The following is an 18,469-nucleotide window of genomic DNA, read 5'->3' as shown; positions in this document are numbered from 1 at the left end:
GGTCCAAAACTTTACTGGACCGCACGCCCTCAGGTTCCTCTGACGCCCAGTGCGGCAGGTTCGACGTTCACTACGTCGAACTCTCGTTCCGTCCGCACCGGAGATTGCTCATGAATACGCGCATTTTGCTGGTCACCGCCACCCTCGCCTGCACCGGGTTTACCGGGTTTGCCCAGGCCGACGACACCACTTCCTCACAAGCCGTGCCCTACGAATACGGGATGCCGCTGCACGTGGCCAAGGTGGTAGCGCTGACCGAACCTACGACGCTGGACTGCAAAGTCATTACGGCTGAGATGAAGTACATCGATACGTCGGGCAAACCCGCCGAGATCACGTATCGCAAATGGTCGGATGCGTGCAGTTATCAGAATTGATGACGCGACACTCATGTTTCTGCGGGAGCGAGCTTGTTCGCGAAAAACGTTCGGATAACGCGTTTATTCAGAAAGCACGCGTTATCGTTCACGTCCATCGCGAGCAAGCTTGCTCCTACAGGAGAGGGCTTAAAGCGCTTGCCGGTCGGGATGCAGTGTTCGCAGCTCTGCCCGATGCTGAATTTCGGTGCGCAGCCCAGCAATCAGGTCATTGATTTCCCGACACCCATTGAGCGATTTGGCATTGATGCCCGTCTTCAATAGATCCACTTGATCGGTTTCAAGATCTGAATACACCTTGATGCTCATCGACAAGTCAGGCGACAGCGTGCATTGACAACGTTTCGGTAGAAAACTGCTTTCGATGATGTTGCGAAGTTCCAAGGCAGAAAGAAACATGGCGACCCTCTCCTTATGTGAGATTGCCAATCAGCTATCAATGCCGACTCAATTCATTCGCGGCCAGCTTCAGGACCAGATGAAGCATAAAACATGCCCCGGATTTCGCCGTGCAGCTCATCGGTAATTCAAAGGTTTAATGTGTCTTCAAGTAAATGGACTCATGCAGTCTGCAAGACCGCCGGTTCTCGCCCCTGCAAATTGCAACCTGATGAGTCCGGGTTTGCATTGACCGCCCATGGCAGTAAAAATGCGGCCAGTCCTTTCAGTATCCGCTGACCCTACTCACACGCAAGGAGGCATCATGGGTTCATTGACCCGAATCACTACCGTCGGCCTGATTGTTGCCGGGCTATCGACCGTTGTTCACGCGGCGAAACTCGAAGACGTTGCACCGTTCCCCAAAGCCGAAAATGGTTTCACTCGCCAGGTCATTCACCTCGCCCCGCAATCCGCTGAAGACAACTACCAGGTCGAAATTCTCGCGGGCAAGACCTTGACCGTTGACTGCAATCGGCAACGCCTGGGGGGCATGCTCGAGGAGAAAAACCTTGAAGGCTGGGGCTACCCGTTCTACCGACTGGAAAAAGTGATCGGCCCGATGAGCACGCTGATGGCCTGCCCGGATGGCAAAAGCAAACAGGACTTCGTCCCGGTAGTCGGTGACGGTTTCATGTTGCGTTACAACAGCAAGCTGCCGATCGTGCTGTATGTGCCCAAGGACGTTGAAGTGCGCTACCGGATCTGGTCGGCGTCAGGCAAGGTTGAAAAAGCGATTCAGGAATAACTTCGATCCAGAACCTGTGGGAGCGGGCTTGCTCGCGAAAGCGGTTTATCAGTCAACATTAATGTTGAATTTGAAGACGCCTTCGCGAGCAAGCCCGCTCCCACAGGGGAATGGTGGTCGGCTTCTCAAACTTGCTCACGCCGGGGCTTCGCTCAGCGCGGCGCGTTCGGCGACGTGACGCAAGCTATCGAAGTTGATGTTGGCGCCGGAATCGATGGCCACCAGCGTCTGACCACGCACGCCAGTCCGCGCCACGTACTTCTTGATTCCCGCCACGGCCAACGCGCCCGAAGGTTCGGTGATCGAGCGGGTATCGTCGTAGATGTTCTTGATGGCGGCACAGAGTTCGTCGTTGCTGACGGTCAGCACCTCATCCACGCAAAACCGACAGACCTCGAAACCATAAGCGCCGATCTGAGCGACGGCGACGCCATCGGCGAATGTGCCGACGTTGGGCAGGACAACACGCTCGTCTGCCTGTAAGGCGGCGCGCAGGCACGCGGAATGTTCCGACTCGACGCCAATGATGCGGATTTCAGGTCGCAGGTATTTGACGTACGCGGCGATGCCCGCGATCAGGCCGCCACCGCCCACCGGCACGAAGATCGCGTCGAGCGCTCCTTGGTGCTGACGAAGAATTTCCATGGCGACGGTGCCCTGCCCCGCGATCACGTCCGGGTCGTCGAAGGGCGAAACAAAGGTGCGGCCGGCTTGCTCTGCCAGGTTCAATGCGTACGCCAGGGCAAACGGAAAACTCTCCCCGTGCAGCACGGCATCGGCGCCACGACTGCGCACCCCGAGCACCTTCAATTCCGGCGTTGTGGCGGGCATGACGATGGTCGCGGCAATCCCCAATTCACGCGCCGCCAACGCCACGCCCTGGGCATGGTTGCCTGCTGAGGCGGTGATCACGCCGTGCGCCTTTTGCTCATCGCTGAGCTGTACCAACTTGTTGTATGCGCCACGGATCTTGAAGGAAAAAGTCGGTTGCAAGTCCTCGCGCTTGAGCAGGATCTGATTGCCGAGGGCTTCGGACAGCGCCGGCGCGGCTTGCAACGGCGTGCGCACCGCCAGTTCGTACACCGGCGCGGCGAGGATCTTTTTGACGTAATGCTCAAGCAAGCTCTGCTGGGCGGGTGTGCTGTTCATGGTCGTCTCCTGACGTTGATCAGAACCCAAGAGACAGAAAGTAAAAACCCGCCTCTAGGGCGGGTTGGGTGCTGCAGTCGTGAGCTAGCCCGCCAAATAAGGAATGGCGGTAATAATGCTTGGCTGGCAGCGCAATACGGTGGAAGTCATGGCTGGAAATTAGCCGGGCACGAACGGCAAGTCAATGGCCAAATTTTCCCGGCCTGTGTAGGCTCGCTGTTCTGCTCATCGTCCAAGGAAGGAAACCATGAAGTCTGTCGCCCTGCCCCTGATTGCCCTGCTCGCCTTCGCTGGCTACACCGTTTCGGTGATGCTCCAGGCTGAACAATCGTTGATCGAGTTTGGCATCAGCCTGATGTCGCGACCTGATACGGCGCAGGTGGTGATTGATCTTTACCTACTGGCGACGCTGGCCGGGGTGTGGATGTACAGAGATGCGCGCAAGCGTGGACGGTCCGGGTGGTCGGTGGTGCCTTATCTGGTGATTACGGCGGTTTTTGTGTCGATTGGGCCGTTGTTGTATCTGGTGGTTCGGGGTTTGCGAGATCGGAAGAGGTCCGTGGGTGCCACGCAAGAAGTCTGATCCGAAGTGTTTGGGGTTATTGAGGCCGCCATCGCCGGCAAGCCGGCTCCTACAAGTGGTGCGCGCTGCTGTAGGAGCCGGCTTGCCGGCGATGGCGGCCTGACATTCAACGCATCATTTGGCCAACCGCCGCAGCCCCAGCACCATCACCCCCGCCCCCAGCATCATAGCCGTGAGAAACAACGGGTATGAAACCCACCACGGCGTCCCAGCCGTCATCATGCTGAACTCGGACATGCCGCCGATGCTCGCAATCAGGTTCAGCGGCAGAAACACCACGTTGATCAGCGTCAGTTTGCGCAGCAGGTTGTTCATGCTGTTGTTCATCAGGTTGCCCCGGGCGTCGATCAGCCCGGAGAACACCGTGGAATAGATTTCCGCCTGTTTGTAGCACTGGTTGTTTTCAATGATCAGGTCGTCGATCAGGCCGATGGCCTCGGCGCCGAAGTGCTCCTTTTCCGCGTGGTTGCGCAGCCGGGTCAGGACCGCGCCGTTGCTGTGAATCGCATTGATGTAATAGATCAGGCTTTCGCTGAGGTTGAACATCTGGATCAGGTGCTGGTTCTGCATCGACGCGTTGAATTTCTGCTGCAACTCCCGCGCAACCAGCTTGATCACCTTGAGGTGGCCCAGGTAGTGATGGATGTTGTTGAACAGCAAATCCAGCAACACATCCAGCGGCGTGTTCAGTTTCTGCCGGGTGCCGAGCCCGTGCAGCGGCGAATCGTCGGTGGCGATCACCAGCAAACGCTGGGTAGAAAACAGCAAACCGCAGGACGACACTTCAAAGGCCAAGCTGCCGGCACCGGAGTAGTTCTCCGGACGCTTCCAGATCAGGAACAGGTTATCGGGGTGAAACTCGATGCGCGACACCTCGTCCGGGTCCAGCGCCGACGCCAGGGCGTGTTCATCGAGTTTGAAATGGCTGTGCAGCAAGTCGCGCTCAGCCGCGTCGGGATTGCTGAACAGCATCACCTCGGCGTCCAGCCGTTCGACCTTGTGCAACGCGCCGTGGGTCAGTTGAAAGCTCTTGATCATTGGCCGTTCACCAGGCCTGGCCGCGGCGTTTGAGTTCCAGTCGGCGGACGAACTCTTCCAGCACCAACGAGTACAAATCGTCCTGCAGATACGCGTCTTCGATGCCGGCGTCCATGTTCGGGTTGTCGTTGACCTCGATGACTACCACCTTGTCGCCGGACTGTTTGAGGTCGACGCCGTAGAGGCCGTCGCCGATAAGGTTCGCGGTTTTCACTGCCAGCTCCACTACGGCGCGCGGTGCTTCGTGAACCGCCAGGGTACGGCATTCGCCGTTGATGTCCTGCCCCTTGGCCTTGTGGTTGTAAATCTGCCAATGGCCCTTGGACATGAAGTACTGGCAGGCAAAAATCGGTTTGCGGTTGAGCACGCCGATGCGCCAGTCGTACTCGGTGTAGAAGAACTCCTGAGCCAGCAACAGCACCGAGTGTTCGAACAGTTCGGCGGTCGCTTCAAGCAAGGCTTGCTGGCTTTCGACCTTGATCACGCCACGGGAGAAACAGCCGTCGGGAATCTTCAACACCAGCGGAAAACCCAGGCGCTCGCCGACCCGTTCGAAGTCTTCCGGTCGTTCCTTGTAGAGGATTTCGGTGGCGGGCATGCCCAATTGATGGCTATTGAGCAGGTCGGTCAGGTAGACCTTGTTGGTGCAGCGCAGGATCGAGGCCGGGTCATCCATCACCACCAACCCTTCGCTCTCGGCTTTTTTCGCGAAACGGTAGGTGTGGTTGTCGACGCTTGTGGTCTCGCGGATCAACAGCCCGTCGTACTCGGCGATGCGTGCGTAGTCCTTGCGTTCTATCAGCTCCACATCAATGCCCAAGGTCTTGCCCACGCGTACGAAATTTTCCAGCGCCTTGGGGTTGGACGGCGGTAACGCTTCCTGCGGATCGTGCAGGATCGCCAGGTCGTAACGGGCCAGGCGTCTCGACCGTGGCACACGCCAGATCTTGCGGCTGAACGTGTCGAGTGAGTGGGCGAACTGATCTTCCTGATCTTCGCGCAATTTGTGCAAGGCGCCAGACTTTATCCCTTCGATGTGCCAGCCGTTAGTTCGACGAAACTCAACTAATAATATCGGACACGGAAACACTTCAAACAACTGTCGCGCCAAGTCCTGCAACGGCTCTATATGCGTCTTGCCAAAATACAGGGTCAGGGTAAAACCTTCGGTATCACTGTAAAGGTGATGACTGAGGGCTTTTTCCAGGGTTTTATCCAGGTCATCCAGCGCCAGACCGTACAGGGCTTTGCGCGTCAGTTCGCTGATGGTGCGCACCGATGGAATAACCTTGTGCCCCCGCGCCTCGGCCAGCAGCGAGCAGTAATAACCGTGCCCGAGGTACTTGTAGCTGCGGCACAGGTTGATCACCTGGACCCGTTTGCCCTGCTCGTTGTCGCGGGTCTGCTCGAGGTATTCCTGAGCCGTGACGATGTCTTCGCTGGGAAAGTAGGACGCCCAGTCTTCCTTGCGTTCGACGATGATAATCAACTGACTTGAAGTTCTAACCGTGTCATTTAAATAAGTTGCTGCCGGCAAACTTTGCTCGGATACTTCGCGCCAATGACCTTGTACCGCTGACATAGTGATTGATCCGTTGGAGAACAAGACCTTTCCTATTAAGCACGAACTTTTTCGAAAGTCCCGTTTCGTTACGCAACTTTTACGGCGGTCATATGAATCCTGTCTTTCGCTTGGCGGTAGTTGAAGACTTACCCGCGTTGCTGGCACTCGAACAGCAATGTTTCACCACGGACCGGCTCACCAGCCGCAGCTTTCAATGGATGATCACCCGCGCTCACGGACGACTGCTGGTGGCCCAGCGTGGCGAGCAATTGCTGGGTTACGCGGTGGTGTTGTTTCACCGGGGCACATCGCTGGCGCGGCTCTACTCGATTGCCATCGCCGAACAGGCTCGCGGCAGTGGGCTCGGCAAGCAATTGCTGGAACGCATCGAGGCCTGCGCCCTGGAACACGACTGCGCGTACCTGCGGCTGGAAGTGCGCATCGACAACCCCGCCGCCATTGCCCTGTATGAGCGCAACGGTTACCGGCGCTTCGCGTTGATCCATGATTATTACCAGGACCATGTCGATGCGCTGCGCCTGGAGAAACGCATCCTTCAACACCGTGACTCGCGCAATATCAACGTGCCCTGGTACGCCCAGACCACCGATTTCACCTGCGGCCCCGCGTGCCTGTTGATGGCAATGGGCGCACTTCAAACCGGTCGCGTGCTGGAGCGCCGCGAAGAACTGCAGATCTGGCGCGAAGCAACCACCGTGTTCATGACCTCTGGCCACGGCGGGTGCAGCCCTCAAGGCCTGGCATTGGCGGCGGCGCGACGCGGGTTTCGTGTGCGCCTGCAAGTGAGCATGGCCGGGCCGTTGTTTCTCGATGGCGTGCGCGATGAGCATAAAAAAGACGTCATGCGGTTGGTGCACGACGAGTTCGCTGCACAGTTGAATGCCACTGACGTCGAACAGGTGCTCGGTGGTCCGCTGGACCTGCCTCGGTTACTGAACGACGGCGGACAGCCGCTGGTGCTGATCAGCAGTTACCGGTTGACCCGCTCCAAGTCGCCGCACTGGGTGATCGTCACCGATTGCGATGAGGAATTTGTGTACCTGCACGACCCGGATGTCGACCATAGCCAGCATCGTCAGCCCATGGACTGCCAGCATTTGCCGGTCAGCCATGGGGAGTTCGAGAAGATGTGCAGTTTCGGGCGCGGCAAGTTGCGGGCGGCGGTGATTCTTTATCGCCGTGAGTAATCAATGCATTTATGTTGTGTCTACCGCCGCCATCGCGAGCAGGCTCGCTCCCACATTAGATTGCGGTCAAATGTGGGAGCGAGACCGGCTTGCCGGCGATGGCGGTGCATGATTTTTACATCAGCCCGACCTTGTACAACACGCCATCATCTTCATCGGTGAGCACATACAAATACCCGTCCGGCCCCTGCCGCACGTCGCGGATGCGCTTGTTCAGCTCGCCCATCAAGCGCTCTTCGTGAACCACCCGGTCGCCGTCGAACTGCAGGCGTATCAACTCCTGACTGACCAGCGCACCGATGAACACGTTGTGCTGCCACGCCTTGAAGCGGTCAGCGTCGTAAAACGCCATGCCGCTCAGGCCGGGAGATTTTTCCCAGACGTGGCGCGGTGCAACAGTGCCTTCGGCGGTCTTGCCCGTGGCTTCCGGGATCGGTTGACCGGAGTAGTTGATGCCATGGGTCGCCAGCGGCCAGCCGTAATTCTTGCCACGTTCGATGATGTTGATCTCGTCACCGCCACGCGGGCCGTGTTCGTTTTCCCAGAGCTCGCCGGTCCAGGGATTGAGCGCCGCGCCTTGTGGATTGCGCTGGCCATACGACCAGATTTCCGGACGCACGCCCGCCTGGCCGACAAAGGGGTTGTCGTCGGGCACCTTGCCGTCCGGGTAGATCCGCACGACCTTGCCTTGCAGCTTGTCCAGATCCTGCGCGGTTGGCCGGTCATTGTTCTCACCGAGGGTGATGAACAGGTAGCCGTCACGGTCGAACACCAGTCGCGAACCAAAGTGATTGCCGACCGAGAGTTTGGGCTCCTGACGGAAGATCACTTTGAAATTGTTGATTGCTGTCAGGTCTTGCGACAGTTGCCCGCGACCGACCGCCGTGCCGGCCTTGTTCCCCTCTCCGCCTCCCTCTGCATAAGACAGATAGACCGTGCGGTCCTGTTTGAAATCCGGCGACAGCACCACATCGAGCAGGCCACCCTGCCCTTTGGCCCAGACTTTCGGCACGCCACTGAGCGGTGCCGAAAGTTTGCCGTCGACGCTGACCACGCGCAGGTTGCCGGGCCGTTCGGTCACCAGCATCCCTTGGCGATCCGGTAGAAACGCCAAGGCCCACGGATGATCCAGCCCCTTGGCGATAGGCGTGACCTCAAGGGTGCCCTGTTCACTTTTCAGCGCTTGCACGGACGCCGCGAAAACGGGTGCGGCGGCGCTGATCAGTGCGCTGGCACACACCGTGGCCAGGAGGGTTTTACGCAACATGCACGATTCCTTTTGTCGTCTGAATGGCTGGCAAGACCTGCGTCCTGCTGCTCAACGGTTGCTGGTGCCTGCGTCCCGATGGGGCGGATTGGGGATGAATTTCGGTGGGCTGACAGGCGCCGACCGATCCTGGGGATAGCGGTTGCCAATGCCACCGTTGTCCAGCGTCGGTGGCCGCGGAACGGGAACCGTGTTCGGCCCGCGGATCGCCGGCGCACTGGGTTGTGTGCCTTGCATGCTATTGGGGTTGGCCCGGCGAATCGGGCTGTTGTAAGGATTGCTGGCGGCGCCCGTCGGGCTCTGAGCCAACAGCATCGGGAATGCGGGTAACCGGGTGTCGGCCTGGGCCAGTTGGCTCAGCACGCCCGTCAATGCCATCGTGATGATGCCAAACGCTAATCGGTTCATGACCAGCCCCTCCAGGTGATACAGCCTTCGATAGCACGCTACGCCGAGGGTTCGGATTTGTTAACCAAAACCATGTAACACGAAGTTGATCCCCTGCCAGGACTGGCTTGTACGCCGCTGAAAACTTTGCGCCGGGCCATGGGCAGCCGCGACGCCTCAATCAGATCCAGACAAATATCGCCAGCAACCCGGCAAAAATCGCCCACTTCTCCAGGTAATAGAGTGTGCGGTTGCGCTTCTTCAACGCTTTGCCACGCAGGCGAATCTTGTAGATCCTGGTGAACAGACGATTGATGCCACCCGTCTTGTCGCCCACATCGTTCGGCGCGCCCGCCGCCGACATCACGTTACGGCTGAACCAGCCATTGAACGCCGCCGCCCAGCGATACTTCATAGGGCGCTCGATGTCGCAGAACAAAATGATTCGGTTCTGCTGCGTAGTGTTTTCGGCGTAATGAATGAAGGTTTCGTCGAACATCACCGCTTCACCGTCACGCCAGTGATAGTTCTCGCCATCGACGTTGATGTAGCAACCAGTGTCGTTCGGCGTCTCCAGGCCCAGGTGATAGCGGTAGGAACCGGCATACGGGTCGCGGTGACGCACCAGTTTCGAACCGGGCGGCAGTTCGGCGAACATCGCCGCCTTGATCGAACCGATGCTCTGCACCAGTTCGGTGGTGCGCGGGCAAAGCTTCGTTGCCGAAGGATGGCTGTCGCCGTACCACTTCAAGTAGAAGCGCTTCCAGCCGGTTTTGAAGAACGAGTTGAAGCCGACGTCGTCGTACTGGTTCGAGCGCTTGATCTCACCCGCCCTGAGCAGGTTCTGGCCTTCGGCGCGGATTTCTTCCCAATGGGTCTGCAACGGGCTCAGGTCCGGGAAGTCGGCCGGATCGAGGTACGGCTTGTTGGGAATTTTCGAGAACAGGTACAGGAAGCAATTGATCGGCGCGAGAAACGTCGAGTGATCGCTCAGTTGGCGGCCCAGCTTGTGGCGCACCCGACCGCGCAGGTGGACGTACGCAATCGATACAACATAAACAGCGGCAATGATGAGTTTCACGAAAATCGTCACACGTCAGAAGTGAACAAACTGCGTCCCCTGACAGGCCCGACGGCCCAAGGGTCTTGTGCAGCGTCTGAATACGAAACAGCGTCCCTGAGGCGCGTCCTAGAGCATGCCGGCGCCCGGCATCCGGTTAGAAGATGGCATTTTAGCCACGAGCTGTAACAAATGGTTAGCATTCAGGTGTGAAAATCTGTCCACTTGTACCGCCAAAGCATCCGTGCGGCCTAAACGCCCTATCGTTTAAAGAGCCAGACCAGTACAATCGCCGCCAAACATTACGCGCCCCCCTTGGTTGATGACGGGAATGAACCCCGTCTCAGCGCGCTTCGACTCGGGCCAAGCGCTCCAACTGCTGCTGTCCACTTATTGCCAGATGGACCTTCCGCTTCTGACCGGGATGTATTTCCCGTGGTTTGAATACCGGAAACGGGTACTGAATCGGTACTGCCGCAACCCTAGCTACTCTGAATGCTTCGCAGGAAAAACCTTTGATCTCTACAGCTAACATCACGATGCAGTTCGGCGCCAAGCCGCTATTCGAAAACGTTTCGGTCAAATTCGGCGCGGGCAACCGCTACGGCTTGATCGGCGCCAACGGCTGCGGCAAGTCGACTTTCATGAAAATCCTCGGTGGCGACCTCGAGCCTTCCGGCGGTCAGGTCATGCTCGAGCCGAACGTGCGTCTGGGTAAATTGCGCCAGGACCAGTTCGCCTACGAAGAATTCACCGTGATCGACACCGTGATCATGGGTCACGAAGAACTGTGGAAGGTTAAAGCCGAGCGCGACCGCATCTACTCGCTGCCGGAAATGACCGAAGAAGACGGCATGGCTGTGGCCGAGCTGGAAACCGAATTCGCCGAAATGGACGGCTACACCGCCGAATCCCGCGCCGGCGAACTGTTGCTGGGCCTGGGTATCGGCATCGAGCAGCACTTTGGCCCGATGAGCGAGGTTTCCCCAGGCTGGAAACTCCGTGTATTGCTGGCGCAGGCGCTGTTCTCCGATCCTGAAGTGCTGTTGCTCGACGAACCGACCAACCACCTGGACATCAACACCATCCGCTGGCTGGAAAACGTGCTGACCCAGCGCTCCAGCCTGATGATCATCATCTCTCACGACCGTCACTTCCTGAACAGTGTGTGCACCCACATGGCTGACCTGGATTACGGCGAGCTGCGCCTGTTCCCGGGCAACTACGACGAGTACATGACCGTGGCGACCCAGTCCCGCGAGCAACTGCTGTCGGACAACGCCAAGAAGAAGGCACAGATTTCCGAGCTGCAATCGTTCGTCAGCCGCTTCTCGGCCAACGCCTCGAAAGCCAAGCAGGCCACTTCCCGCGCCAAGGCGATCGACAAGATCCAGCTGGCCGAGGTCAAGCCTTCGAGCCGAGTGAGCCCGTTCATCCGTTTCGAACAAACCAAGAAGCTGCACCGCCAAGCGGTCATCGTCGAGCGCATGGCCAAGGGCTTCGACGGCAAGACACTGTTCAAGGACTTCAGCTTCCAGGTTGAAGCTGGCGAGCGCGTTGCGATCATCGGCCCGAACGGTATCGGTAAAACCACCCTGCTGCGCACTCTGGTCAATGAACTGACCCCGGACGCCGGTACCGTGAAGTGGACCGACGCCGCGGAATTGGGCTACTACGCCCAGGACCACGCGCACGACTTCGAAGACGACTGCAACCTGTTCGACTGGATGGGCCAGTGGACCCAGGGCGGCGAGCAACTGGTTCGCGGCACCCTCGGCCGCATGCTGTTCTCCAACGACGAGATTCTGAAGTCGGTCAAGGTCATCTCCGGTGGTGAGCAAGGTCGCATGCTGTTCGGCAAGCTGATCCTGCAAAAGCCGAACGTGCTGATCATGGACGAACCGACCAACCACTTGGACATGGAGTCCATCGAGGCGCTGAACCTGGCGCTGGAGAACTATCCGGGCACGCTGATCTTCGTCAGCCACGACCGTGAGTTCGTATCGTCGCTGGCCACCCGCATCATCGAGTTGAGCCCTAGCGGCGTGATCGACTTCAGCGGTACTTATGATGATTACCTGCGTAGTCAGGGCGTTGTGTTCTAAGCGTTCGCTATAAATGAAAAGCCCTGTCCTGGTGACGGGGCTTTTTGCATTTCATGGCCAATGAAATCGCTGGTGCACAAGACCTCTTCGCGGGCAAGCCTCGCTCCTACAGTATCGAGTCGTACGCGAATTTCGGGATCGACAAAAAACACTGTAGGAGCGAGCGGTGCGGCGATCCGACTTGCCCGCGAAGAGGCCCTCGGGCTCAACGAACATAGTTAGCCTGCTTTCTTTTATTCCGCACCCGCGCCATGATGGACCTCTCCCACCGCCGCCCGCGAACGAGCCCTCATGTCTGCGCAGCAACTGCCACCGCAAAGCTCCATGGCGATCACCCTGCAGATCGTCTCCATCGTTTTCTATACCTTTATTGCCTTCCTCTGCATCGGCCTGCCGATTGCGGTGTTGCCGGGTTATGTCCACGAGCAACTCGGGTTCAGTGCCGTCGTCGCAGGGCTGACCATCGGTTCGCAATACCTCGCAACCCTGCTCAGCCGCCCGATGGCCGGGCGCATGTCGGACAGCATCGGCACGAAACGCTCGATTGTTTACGGGTTGTCGGGGATTGTCTTGAGCGGCGCGCTGACGTTGCTGTCGACGCTGCTGCAAAGCTTTCCGCTGACGAGCCTGTTGATCCTGATCGCCGGCCGTTTGTTGCTGGGCATCGCGCAGGGCTTGATCGGCGTCGGCACCATCAGTTGGTGCATGGGCCAGGTCGGCGCGGAACACACCGCGCGCTCGATCTCGTGGAATGGCATCGCGTCCTACGGCGCCATCGCGATCGGTGCGCCATTGGGCGTTGTGATGGTGGCCGCGTATGGTTTTGCCAGCCTGGGCATCGCGCTGTCATTGTTGGCCGCGCTGGCGCTGCTGCTGATCCGCAATAAACCTTCGGTGCCAGTGGTTCGCGGTGAACGCCTGCCGTTCTGGGCGGTGTTCGGGCGTATTGCGCCGTTCGGCGCGAGTTTGAGCCTGGCGTCGATCGGCTACGGCACGTTGACCACCTTTATTACCCTGTATTACCTCAGCCGTGGCTGGACCGGCGCTGCGTACTGCCTGTCGGTGTTCGGCGTCTGCTTCATTCTGGCGCGACTGCTGTTCATTTCCAGCATCAGTCGTTTTGGTGGGTTCACCTCGGCGATTGTCTGCATGAGCATTGAAACGGTGGGACTGGTGCTGCTGTGGCTCGCGCCGTCGACCGGTTTCGCCCTGATTGGCGCGGGTCTGGCCGGGTTTGGCCTGTCGCTGGTGTACCCGGCGCTGGGGGTGGAAGCCATTAAACAGGTGCCCAACTCCAGTCGCGGTGCGGGTTTGAGTGCTTACGCGGTGTTTTTCGATCTGGCGCTGGCGATTGCCGGACCGCTGATGGGCGCTGTGGCGTTGAACCTGGGGTATTCGTGGATTTTCTTCAGTGCGGCCATGTTGTCGATCACCGGTCTGGCCCTGACCCTGCTACTGAAACGCCGCGCCATAGCCTGATCATTTCAAACCTTGCCGGCGATGGTGATTCCGAGGACGCCATCGCCGGCAAGCCGGCTCCTACGGATTCGGGGGATGCTGGGGTTTGTGGGTGCACCGCTTGACCTGTAGGAGCCCGGCTTGCTGGCGATGGCGATTTCATGGACGCCATCGCCGGCAAGCCGGCTCCTACGGATTCGGGGGATGTTGGGGGTTGTGGGTGCACCGCTTGACCTGTAGGAGCCCGGCTTGCTGGCGATGCGATTTCATGAGCGCCATCGCCGGCAAGCCGGGCTCCTACAGGTGTGGAGTGAGACCTATTGATCCGCGGTTTGCATGCCGGCGCGGGTCGGTTTGCCCAGTGCGTGGGAGAAGAAGCGCCCCGCTTCGGAGATCATGTTGCGGTGGATGTCCTCGCGGTCAACGCCGTCGGCATCGGTGCACAGCGCCGGCATCGCCCTGATCTGTTCTTCGTTGCACGGGGCCATGAACACGAAGTGCCCTGCCCCGGCCAGCAACTTGAAGTCCGGTGCGGTCGGCAGTTTGCGCGCCAGCGCAGCGGCGTTTTTGTCGAAGGCCACCAGTTTGTCGCCGTCACCGCTATACAGCAGCACCGGCACATGCACGTCGGCCAGGGTATGGCGGCCGAATTTCAGGCTCAATGGCGCCATCAGCAGCAACGCGTGCACCCGTGGATCCGCGACCGGTTGCAGATCATCACGGTCGACGATCAGTTCACCCTGGGTGTTGCAGGCATCGTGGTCGTCCGGACGTTCCTGGCAATAGCGACGCAGACGATCCAGATCCGGCGTCGCCCCCGACAGAATCAGCGCCGTCTCCCCGCCGGCCGAATAACCGATCACCCCTACCTGATCAGCATTGACGAACGGTGCGAGCATGCGGTCGCCCAAGGTCGCGGTAATGGCTTCGGAAATCTGGATCGGCCGCCCATACAGGTTGCTCAAGGTGCCAAGGCGACTGTGGTCTTTCGAGTTGTCGCCGGGATGGATCACCGCCACCACCACAAAACCCTTGCGCGCCAGCGATGTGGCGAGGTCGTGCAGGGCCAGCGGGGTTCCGGTGTTGCCGTGGGACAGCATCAGCATCGGGAAGCGGCCAATGGCGACGCGGGTGTCTTCGCCCGCTTCGACCGTGTAGCCCTCGAGTTTGCTGGTGTGTTCGCGGTCGCTGGAGGGGTAGAACGCGATGGCGCGCATCGGTTGCAGGTCCAGTGGGTCGAGAAAACTCATCTCATGGAAGCCGACGCTCCAGTGAGGATGCGGCGCAGGCGCGGCGTGCACTGAATTCAGGCTGCTGAGCAGGCAAATCAGTAACGTTGCCCAAAGACGCACCATGGGATGCCCCACCTTTGTTACTTGACCGGGAAGCCCGTTCTCCATCGATTACCGAGGAAGCGGCCTTGTACCAGCAATTGCGGCCACCAAGGTCGTTACAGAACGGGGACGTTAAACCCTCGACTGCATAACCTGGGCCACAACATGAAAAATTACGCAATGATCAGAAACAAAAAACTCCGTATCTGACCTTGCGGGATCAGAATACAGAGTTTTTTGGGGTGTTGCCCGAGCTGATTTACAACTTTACGCAAGCCTTACGCAGCGGCGAACAGTTGCTCGCTGATTTGCGTGCGAGCATCGCTCATGGCTTTGGTGCGCACTTCGTCACCGTACGCCAGGCCTTCGGCACGGACGAATTCAATGTCGGTGATGCCGAGGAAGCCGAACAGCAACTTCAAGTACTCTTCGTGCGCAACACCGGACGCCTGGCCGGCATGCAAACCGCCGGCAGTCGACACGATCACGACTTTCTTGCCACCGCACAGGCCTTCTGGGCCGGCTTCGGTGTAGCGGAAGGTCTGGCCGGCAACGGCGATGCGGTCGATCCAGGCCTTGAGTTGGGTCGGGATGGTGAAGTTGTACATCGGAGCTGCGATGACGACGGCATCGGCAGCGAGGAATTCGGCCAGTGTCGAGGCGCTCAGTTCGGCTTCGTGCTGCTGGGCGGCGTTGCGCAGTTCAGCGGAAGTGCCGGCGGCGACCAGGGTCGTGGCGGAGAAATGGCTGATGGCATCGCTGGCCAGGTCGCGGTAGGTCACGACGGCGGTCGGCTCGGCAGCTTGCCAGGCGCTGACGACTTCACGGCTCAGCTGACGGGAAGCCGAGTTGTCACCAAGAATGCTCGAATCGATATGCAGCAGTTTCATGTGGGATCTCCAGGTGAGGACCGCCACGAGGCGATCTGATGGAGACAATCCTACAGACGAAACCAATAGCTGATTAGACCGCAACAATGCGATAGTTCGTCTCACTGATAGAACAATCGAGCTAAAACCATGCAAGACCTCAATGACCTCTATTACTTCGCCAAGGTGGTCGAAGCCGGCGGGTTCGCGGCAGCCGGGCGTTTGCTGGGGATTCCCAAATCACGGTTGTCGCGCCGCATCGCCGAACTGGAAGAACGCCTGGGGGCGCGCCTGCTGCAACGCACTACCCGGCAACTTAAGCTAACCGCTGTGGGCGAGCGCTATTTGCGCCACTGTCAGGCCATGTTGCTGGAAGCCGAGATGGCCGATGAGGCCGTGGCCAGTATGTCCAGCGAACCTCGCGGACGCTTGCGGGTGTCCGCCCCCGTCGGGCTGGCTCACGAAATGCTGCCAACGGTGATCAGCAAATTCCTCGAGAAATACCCTCATGTCCAGCTGGAGGTCATGCTGGTAAACCGCCGGGTCGATCTGGTGACCGAGGGCGTCGACGTCGCGTTGCGAGTTCGCGAACCGGGTGATGAAGACCCGCTGCTGGTGACCCGGCGCCTACGTCAGGCGCAGATGCTGATGGTGGCCAGTCCGGGTTTTCTTCATGGACGAGCAATCAATCATCCCGAAGACCTCAAGGGCTTGCCGGTGCTCGGCGCTCTGGAAGCGGACCGCATGGTGCACATCCGCCTGCTCGACCAACAGGGTAAAAGCCATGAACTCGCGCTCGAAGCGCGACTGGGCATCGATGACTTTATCGTGCGCAGGGCCTGCACCCTCGCCGGCCAGGGTTTTACCATGCTGCCGATGATGTATTGCGAGCAGGAACTGGAAAGCGGCGCGCTGGTGCAGTTACTGCCCGACTGGTCTTTGCCTGGCGGCTGGCTGCAAGCGGTCTACCCTCATCGGCGCGGGGTGATGCCGGCCGTTCGCGCCTGGCTCGACCATTTGATCGAATCATTCAATGCCTGTGGGGACCGACTGATATGAAGGCTGGGCGTATGAGCGAAGAGGATGTCGCGCAATTCTGTCTCGCGCTGCCGGGGGCGCGGGAAGATTACAAGTGGGGCGGCGTGCGGGTGTTTTCGATTGCCGGCAACAAGATGTTCGCCCTGCAGAACCTGCGGGGCGACTCTTTGGCGTTCAAGGTCGACAAGGACCTGTTTCTGGGGCATTGCGACCGCCCGGGCATTAATCCGGCGCCGTATCTGGCGCGGGCCCAGTGGATCATCATGCAAGCACCCTACCCGTTGGGCCGCGAAGAACTGCAAGGGCTGCTGCAACGTTCCCATCAACTGGTGGTGAGCAAACTGCCCAAACGCACGCAGGTCGGGTTGTTGCTTTAAAGCAGCGCCAGATTGGCGCCCAGGAACAGTTGATCGATCCAGAACACTTGATGCAGCAGCACGATCACCCAGAACAGCAACTGAAACGCCACTTTGCGGGTCTTGTGCCGAAACACCTGCTGGGCCAGCAACGCGCCCGGCCAGCCGCCGGCGAGTTCCACCGCATGCAACACGTTTTCCGGCGTGCGCCAGCGATCGGTCCGGGCCTTGCGCTTGTCGCTCCAATAAAGGAAGAACGCCAGCACGCTGACGATGCCATAGGCCGCCAGGGGAATCAGCGAAATCCCTCGCAGCCAGAACGACATCGAGCCGAACAACGGCAGCGCACACACCATCGCGAACACCAGCAGTTTCAGCCGTGGGTTCTGGATTCCGCCCCCGGACTGGCGCCCGGGATTGTTGCGTGCGCTGGCGTCATTCATGGCTTGACCGCTGTCCAGTCAACCCAGCCAAACTGCCAGGTGGCGAGAATGACCAGGCCAAATGCAATACGGTACCAGGCGAACACCGCGTAGCTGTGGCTGGCGATGAACTTGAGCAAGCCCCGGACGGCAATCATTGCGAAAATGAACGCGGTGACAAAGCCGATGGCGAACACCGGGAAATCGGCCGGGACGAACAGGTCGCGGTATTTGTAGCCCGAATACACTGCCGCAGCGACCATCGTCGGCATTGCCAGGAAGAAGGAGAACTCGGTAGCGGTCTTGCGCGACAGACCAAACAGCAACCCGCCAATGATGGTCGAGCCGGAACGCGATGTACCGGGAATCATTGCCAGGCACTGGGCGAAACCGACTTTGAGCGCATCTTGCCAGGTGATTTCATCGACCGTTTCAGCATGCACTTCATGCTGACGCTTTTCAGCCCACAACATAATGATCCCGCCCACCACCAACGCCGACGCGACCGTAATCGGGTTGAACAGGTAATGGTGAATCAAGTCGGAAAAAATCACCCCCAACACCACGGCCGGCATGAAGGCAATCAGCAGGTTGGCGGTAAAACGTCGGGCGCCGGGCTGCGTCGGCAAACCGGTCACCACATCGAGAATCTTGCGACGAAACTCCCACACCACAGCCAGAATCGCACCCAGCTGAATAATGATGTTGAAGGCAATGGCCCGTTCACCACCGAAATTGAGCAAGTCGGCCACGATGATCTGGTGTCCGGTACTGGAAATGGGCAAAAACTCCGTCAGCCCTTCTATAACGCCAAGTATCAATGCCTGAAAGGCGGTCCAAAGATCCATCAATCCCCCAAGAAGCGATGCGCCACGGCATGCCCCGTTAATATTTTTCAAAACATTGACTGCGATCAGCGTAGCTGCAGCCAGACGCGCACAGAATCCAGACGAAACCGTAAAAATTCCGTGAAAAATCAACTTGGATTCAGGTTTTTCCGTGCGGGGCCGAAATCCTATCAGACAAGCCTGAATAACGCTGCCACGTTATTGGACTTGGGTCGGATAT

18 protein-coding genes and 1 pseudogene are annotated in these 18,469 nt (G+C 59.0%); 8 read left to right on the top strand and 11 right to left on the bottom strand.

Annotated elements, in window-relative coordinates:
* The first annotated feature begins 110 nt into the window (after positions 1-110).
* Entirely contained in the window at positions 111-377 is a 267-nt protein-coding gene (locus ACYZUC_RS04655; RefSeq protein WP_461993919.1) for a DUF2790 domain-containing protein, read from the top strand.
* 129 nt (positions 378-506) lie between these two features.
* On the opposite strand, the gene ACYZUC_RS04650 is transcribed toward ACYZUC_RS04655, so the two are convergent.
* On the bottom strand, positions 507-776 hold the full coding sequence (locus ACYZUC_RS04650) for a DUF1652 domain-containing protein (RefSeq protein ID WP_461993918.1): 270 nt from the start codon (positions 774-776) through the stop codon (positions 507-509).
* Between the two features lie 304 nt (positions 777-1,080).
* Between ACYZUC_RS04650 and eco the strand changes: the two genes are divergently transcribed.
* Entirely contained in the window at positions 1,081-1,563 is a 483-nt protein-coding gene (gene eco, locus ACYZUC_RS04645; protein ID WP_461993917.1) for a serine protease inhibitor ecotin, read from the top strand.
* A gap of 147 nt (positions 1,564-1,710) precedes the next feature.
* Here the strand turns inward: eco and ilvA are convergent.
* Positions 1,711-2,712 (bottom strand): annotated as a pseudogene (gene ilvA, locus ACYZUC_RS04640) (threonine ammonia-lyase, biosynthetic); the annotation flags it as partial.
* 247 nt (positions 2,713-2,959) lie between these two features.
* Between ilvA and ACYZUC_RS04635 the strand changes: the two are divergent.
* Complete coding sequence (locus ACYZUC_RS04635) at positions 2,960-3,295, top strand: DUF2834 domain-containing protein (RefSeq protein ID WP_461993916.1); 336 nt, start codon at positions 2,960-2,962, stop codon at positions 3,293-3,295.
* 114 nt (positions 3,296-3,409) lie between these two features.
* Here ACYZUC_RS04635 and ACYZUC_RS04630 read toward each other — a convergent pair whose 3' ends face one another.
* Positions 3,410-4,333: a magnesium transporter CorA family protein gene (locus tag ACYZUC_RS04630; RefSeq protein ID WP_461993915.1), complete on the bottom strand. Its 924-nt coding sequence runs from the start codon at positions 4,331-4,333 to the stop codon at positions 3,410-3,412.
* A gap of 7 nt (positions 4,334-4,340) precedes the next feature.
* The gene (locus ACYZUC_RS04625) at positions 4,341-5,915 is read right to left on the bottom strand and encodes a RimK family protein (RefSeq protein WP_223434350.1); all 1,575 of its coding nucleotides are present in this window, start codon (positions 5,913-5,915) and stop codon (positions 4,341-4,343) included.
* Positions 5,916-6,007: 92 nt separating this feature from the next.
* Here ACYZUC_RS04625 and rimI point away from each other — a divergent pair, with 92 nt between their 5' ends.
* Positions 6,008-7,105 carry a ribosomal protein S18-alanine N-acetyltransferase gene (gene rimI / locus ACYZUC_RS04620; protein ID WP_461993914.1) on the top strand — a complete coding sequence of 366 codons (1,098 nt, stop codon included), beginning with the start codon at positions 6,008-6,010 and terminating at the stop codon, positions 7,103-7,105.
* A 115-nt stretch (positions 7,106-7,220) separates the two neighbouring features.
* Here the strand turns inward: rimI and ACYZUC_RS04615 are convergent, their stop codons facing one another.
* From ACYZUC_RS04615 to lpxO, 3 genes are all read right to left on the bottom strand, one after another.
* Positions 7,221-8,372 (bottom strand): PQQ-dependent sugar dehydrogenase, encoded by a 1,152-nt coding sequence (locus ACYZUC_RS04615; RefSeq protein ID WP_461993912.1) that lies wholly within the window; start codon positions 8,370-8,372, stop codon positions 7,221-7,223.
* A gap of 51 nt (positions 8,373-8,423) precedes the next feature.
* Positions 8,424-8,780, bottom strand: a complete 357-nt coding sequence (locus ACYZUC_RS04610) for a hypothetical protein (protein WP_280161245.1) — start codon at positions 8,778-8,780, stop codon at positions 8,424-8,426.
* Positions 8,781-8,940: 160 nt separating this feature from the next.
* Positions 8,941-9,840 (bottom strand): lipid A hydroxylase LpxO, encoded by a 900-nt coding sequence (lpxO, locus tag ACYZUC_RS04605; protein WP_461993910.1) that lies wholly within the window; start codon positions 9,838-9,840, stop codon positions 8,941-8,943.
* Positions 9,841-10,334: 494 nt separating this feature from the next.
* Here lpxO and ACYZUC_RS04600 point away from each other — a divergent pair, with 494 nt between their 5' ends.
* Entirely contained in the window at positions 10,335-11,924 is a 1,590-nt protein-coding gene (locus ACYZUC_RS04600) for an ABC-F family ATPase (protein WP_084321611.1), read from the top strand.
* A gap of 291 nt (positions 11,925-12,215) precedes the next feature.
* Positions 12,216-13,403 carry an MFS transporter gene (locus ACYZUC_RS04595; RefSeq protein ID WP_461993908.1) on the top strand — a complete coding sequence of 396 codons (1,188 nt, stop codon included), beginning with the start codon at positions 12,216-12,218 and terminating at the stop codon, positions 13,401-13,403.
* A gap of 296 nt (positions 13,404-13,699) precedes the next feature.
* Here the strand turns inward: ACYZUC_RS04595 and ACYZUC_RS04590 are convergent, their stop codons facing one another.
* Positions 13,700-14,737: an alpha/beta hydrolase family protein gene (locus ACYZUC_RS04590; RefSeq protein WP_008029875.1), complete on the bottom strand. Its 1,038-nt coding sequence runs from the start codon at positions 14,735-14,737 to the stop codon at positions 13,700-13,702.
* 257 nt (positions 14,738-14,994) lie between these two features.
* Complete coding sequence (locus ACYZUC_RS04585; protein WP_461993906.1) at positions 14,995-15,606, bottom strand: FMN-dependent NADH-azoreductase; 612 nt, start codon at positions 15,604-15,606, stop codon at positions 14,995-14,997.
* Between the two features lie 129 nt (positions 15,607-15,735).
* Here ACYZUC_RS04585 and ACYZUC_RS04580 point away from each other — a divergent pair, with 129 nt between their 5' ends.
* Together ACYZUC_RS04580 and ACYZUC_RS04575 are read left to right on the top strand one after the other, a co-directional pair.
* Complete coding sequence (locus tag ACYZUC_RS04580) at positions 15,736-16,644, top strand: LysR substrate-binding domain-containing protein (RefSeq protein WP_461993904.1); 909 nt, start codon at positions 15,736-15,738, stop codon at positions 16,642-16,644.
* Entirely contained in the window at positions 16,641-17,000 is a 360-nt protein-coding gene (locus ACYZUC_RS04575) for an MmcQ/YjbR family DNA-binding protein (RefSeq protein WP_461993903.1), read from the top strand. Before ACYZUC_RS04580 ends, ACYZUC_RS04575 begins: the two co-directional genes overlap by 4 nt.
* Here the strand turns inward: ACYZUC_RS04575 and ACYZUC_RS04570 are convergent.
* Together ACYZUC_RS04570 and ACYZUC_RS04565 are read right to left on the bottom strand one after the other, a co-directional pair.
* Positions 16,997-17,422, bottom strand: coding sequence for a DUF1294 domain-containing protein (locus ACYZUC_RS04570; protein ID WP_461993901.1), 426 nt, complete (start codon positions 17,420-17,422; stop codon positions 16,997-16,999). The genes ACYZUC_RS04575 and ACYZUC_RS04570 overlap by 4 nt on opposite strands.
* Positions 17,419-18,249, bottom strand: coding sequence for an undecaprenyl-diphosphate phosphatase (locus ACYZUC_RS04565; protein WP_008043777.1), 831 nt, complete (start codon positions 18,247-18,249; stop codon positions 17,419-17,421). Before ACYZUC_RS04565 ends, ACYZUC_RS04570 begins: the two co-directional genes overlap by 4 nt.
* Positions 18,250-18,469: the final 220 nt, after the last annotated feature.

The sequence above is a fragment of the Pseudomonas sp. GT1P32 genome (assembly GCF_054897805.1).
The sequence above is the reverse complement of the archived record's forward strand: the minus strand, read 5'-3'. Positions and strand labels throughout refer to the sequence as shown.

What these genes read in the sequence shown, in the direction of transcription:
- ACYZUC_RS04615 (WP_461993912.1), bottom strand. Translation starts at nt 8,372, where the DNA reads ATGTTGCGTAAAACCCTCCTGGCCACGGTGTGTGCCAGCGCACTGATC.
- ACYZUC_RS04610 (WP_280161245.1), bottom strand. Translation starts at nt 8,780, where the DNA reads ATGAACCGATTAGCGTTTGGCATCATCACGATGGCATTGACGGGCGTG.
- ACYZUC_RS04570 (WP_461993901.1), bottom strand. Translation starts at nt 17,422, where the DNA reads ATGAATGACGCCAGCGCACGCAACAATCCCGGGCGCCAGTCCGGGGGC.
- ACYZUC_RS04590 (WP_008029875.1), bottom strand. Translation starts at nt 14,737, where the DNA reads ATGGTGCGTCTTTGGGCAACGTTACTGATTTGCCTGCTCAGCAGCCTG.
- ACYZUC_RS04575 (WP_461993903.1), top strand. Translation starts at nt 16,641, where the DNA reads ATGAAGGCTGGGCGTATGAGCGAAGAGGATGTCGCGCAATTCTGTCTC.
- ACYZUC_RS04585 (WP_461993906.1), bottom strand. Translation starts at nt 15,606, where the DNA reads ATGAAACTGCTGCATATCGATTCGAGCATTCTTGGTGACAACTCGGCT.
- ACYZUC_RS04655 (WP_461993919.1), top strand. Translation starts at nt 111, where the DNA reads ATGAATACGCGCATTTTGCTGGTCACCGCCACCCTCGCCTGCACCGGG.
- rimI (WP_461993914.1), top strand. Translation starts at nt 6,008, where the DNA reads ATGAATCCTGTCTTTCGCTTGGCGGTAGTTGAAGACTTACCCGCGTTG.
- ACYZUC_RS04625 (WP_223434350.1), bottom strand. Translation starts at nt 5,915, where the DNA reads ATGTCAGCGGTACAAGGTCATTGGCGCGAAGTATCCGAGCAAAGTTTG.
- ACYZUC_RS04630 (WP_461993915.1), bottom strand. Translation starts at nt 4,333, where the DNA reads ATGATCAAGAGCTTTCAACTGACCCACGGCGCGTTGCACAAGGTCGAA.
- eco (WP_461993917.1), top strand. Translation starts at nt 1,081, where the DNA reads ATGGGTTCATTGACCCGAATCACTACCGTCGGCCTGATTGTTGCCGGG.
- ACYZUC_RS04595 (WP_461993908.1), top strand. Translation starts at nt 12,216, where the DNA reads ATGTCTGCGCAGCAACTGCCACCGCAAAGCTCCATGGCGATCACCCTG.
- ACYZUC_RS04635 (WP_461993916.1), top strand. Translation starts at nt 2,960, where the DNA reads ATGAAGTCTGTCGCCCTGCCCCTGATTGCCCTGCTCGCCTTCGCTGGC.
- ACYZUC_RS04580 (WP_461993904.1), top strand. Translation starts at nt 15,736, where the DNA reads ATGCAAGACCTCAATGACCTCTATTACTTCGCCAAGGTGGTCGAAGCC.
- ACYZUC_RS04650 (WP_461993918.1), bottom strand. Translation starts at nt 776, where the DNA reads ATGTTTCTTTCTGCCTTGGAACTTCGCAACATCATCGAAAGCAGTTTT.
- ACYZUC_RS04565 (WP_008043777.1), bottom strand. Translation starts at nt 18,249, where the DNA reads ATGGATCTTTGGACCGCCTTTCAGGCATTGATACTTGGCGTTATAGAA.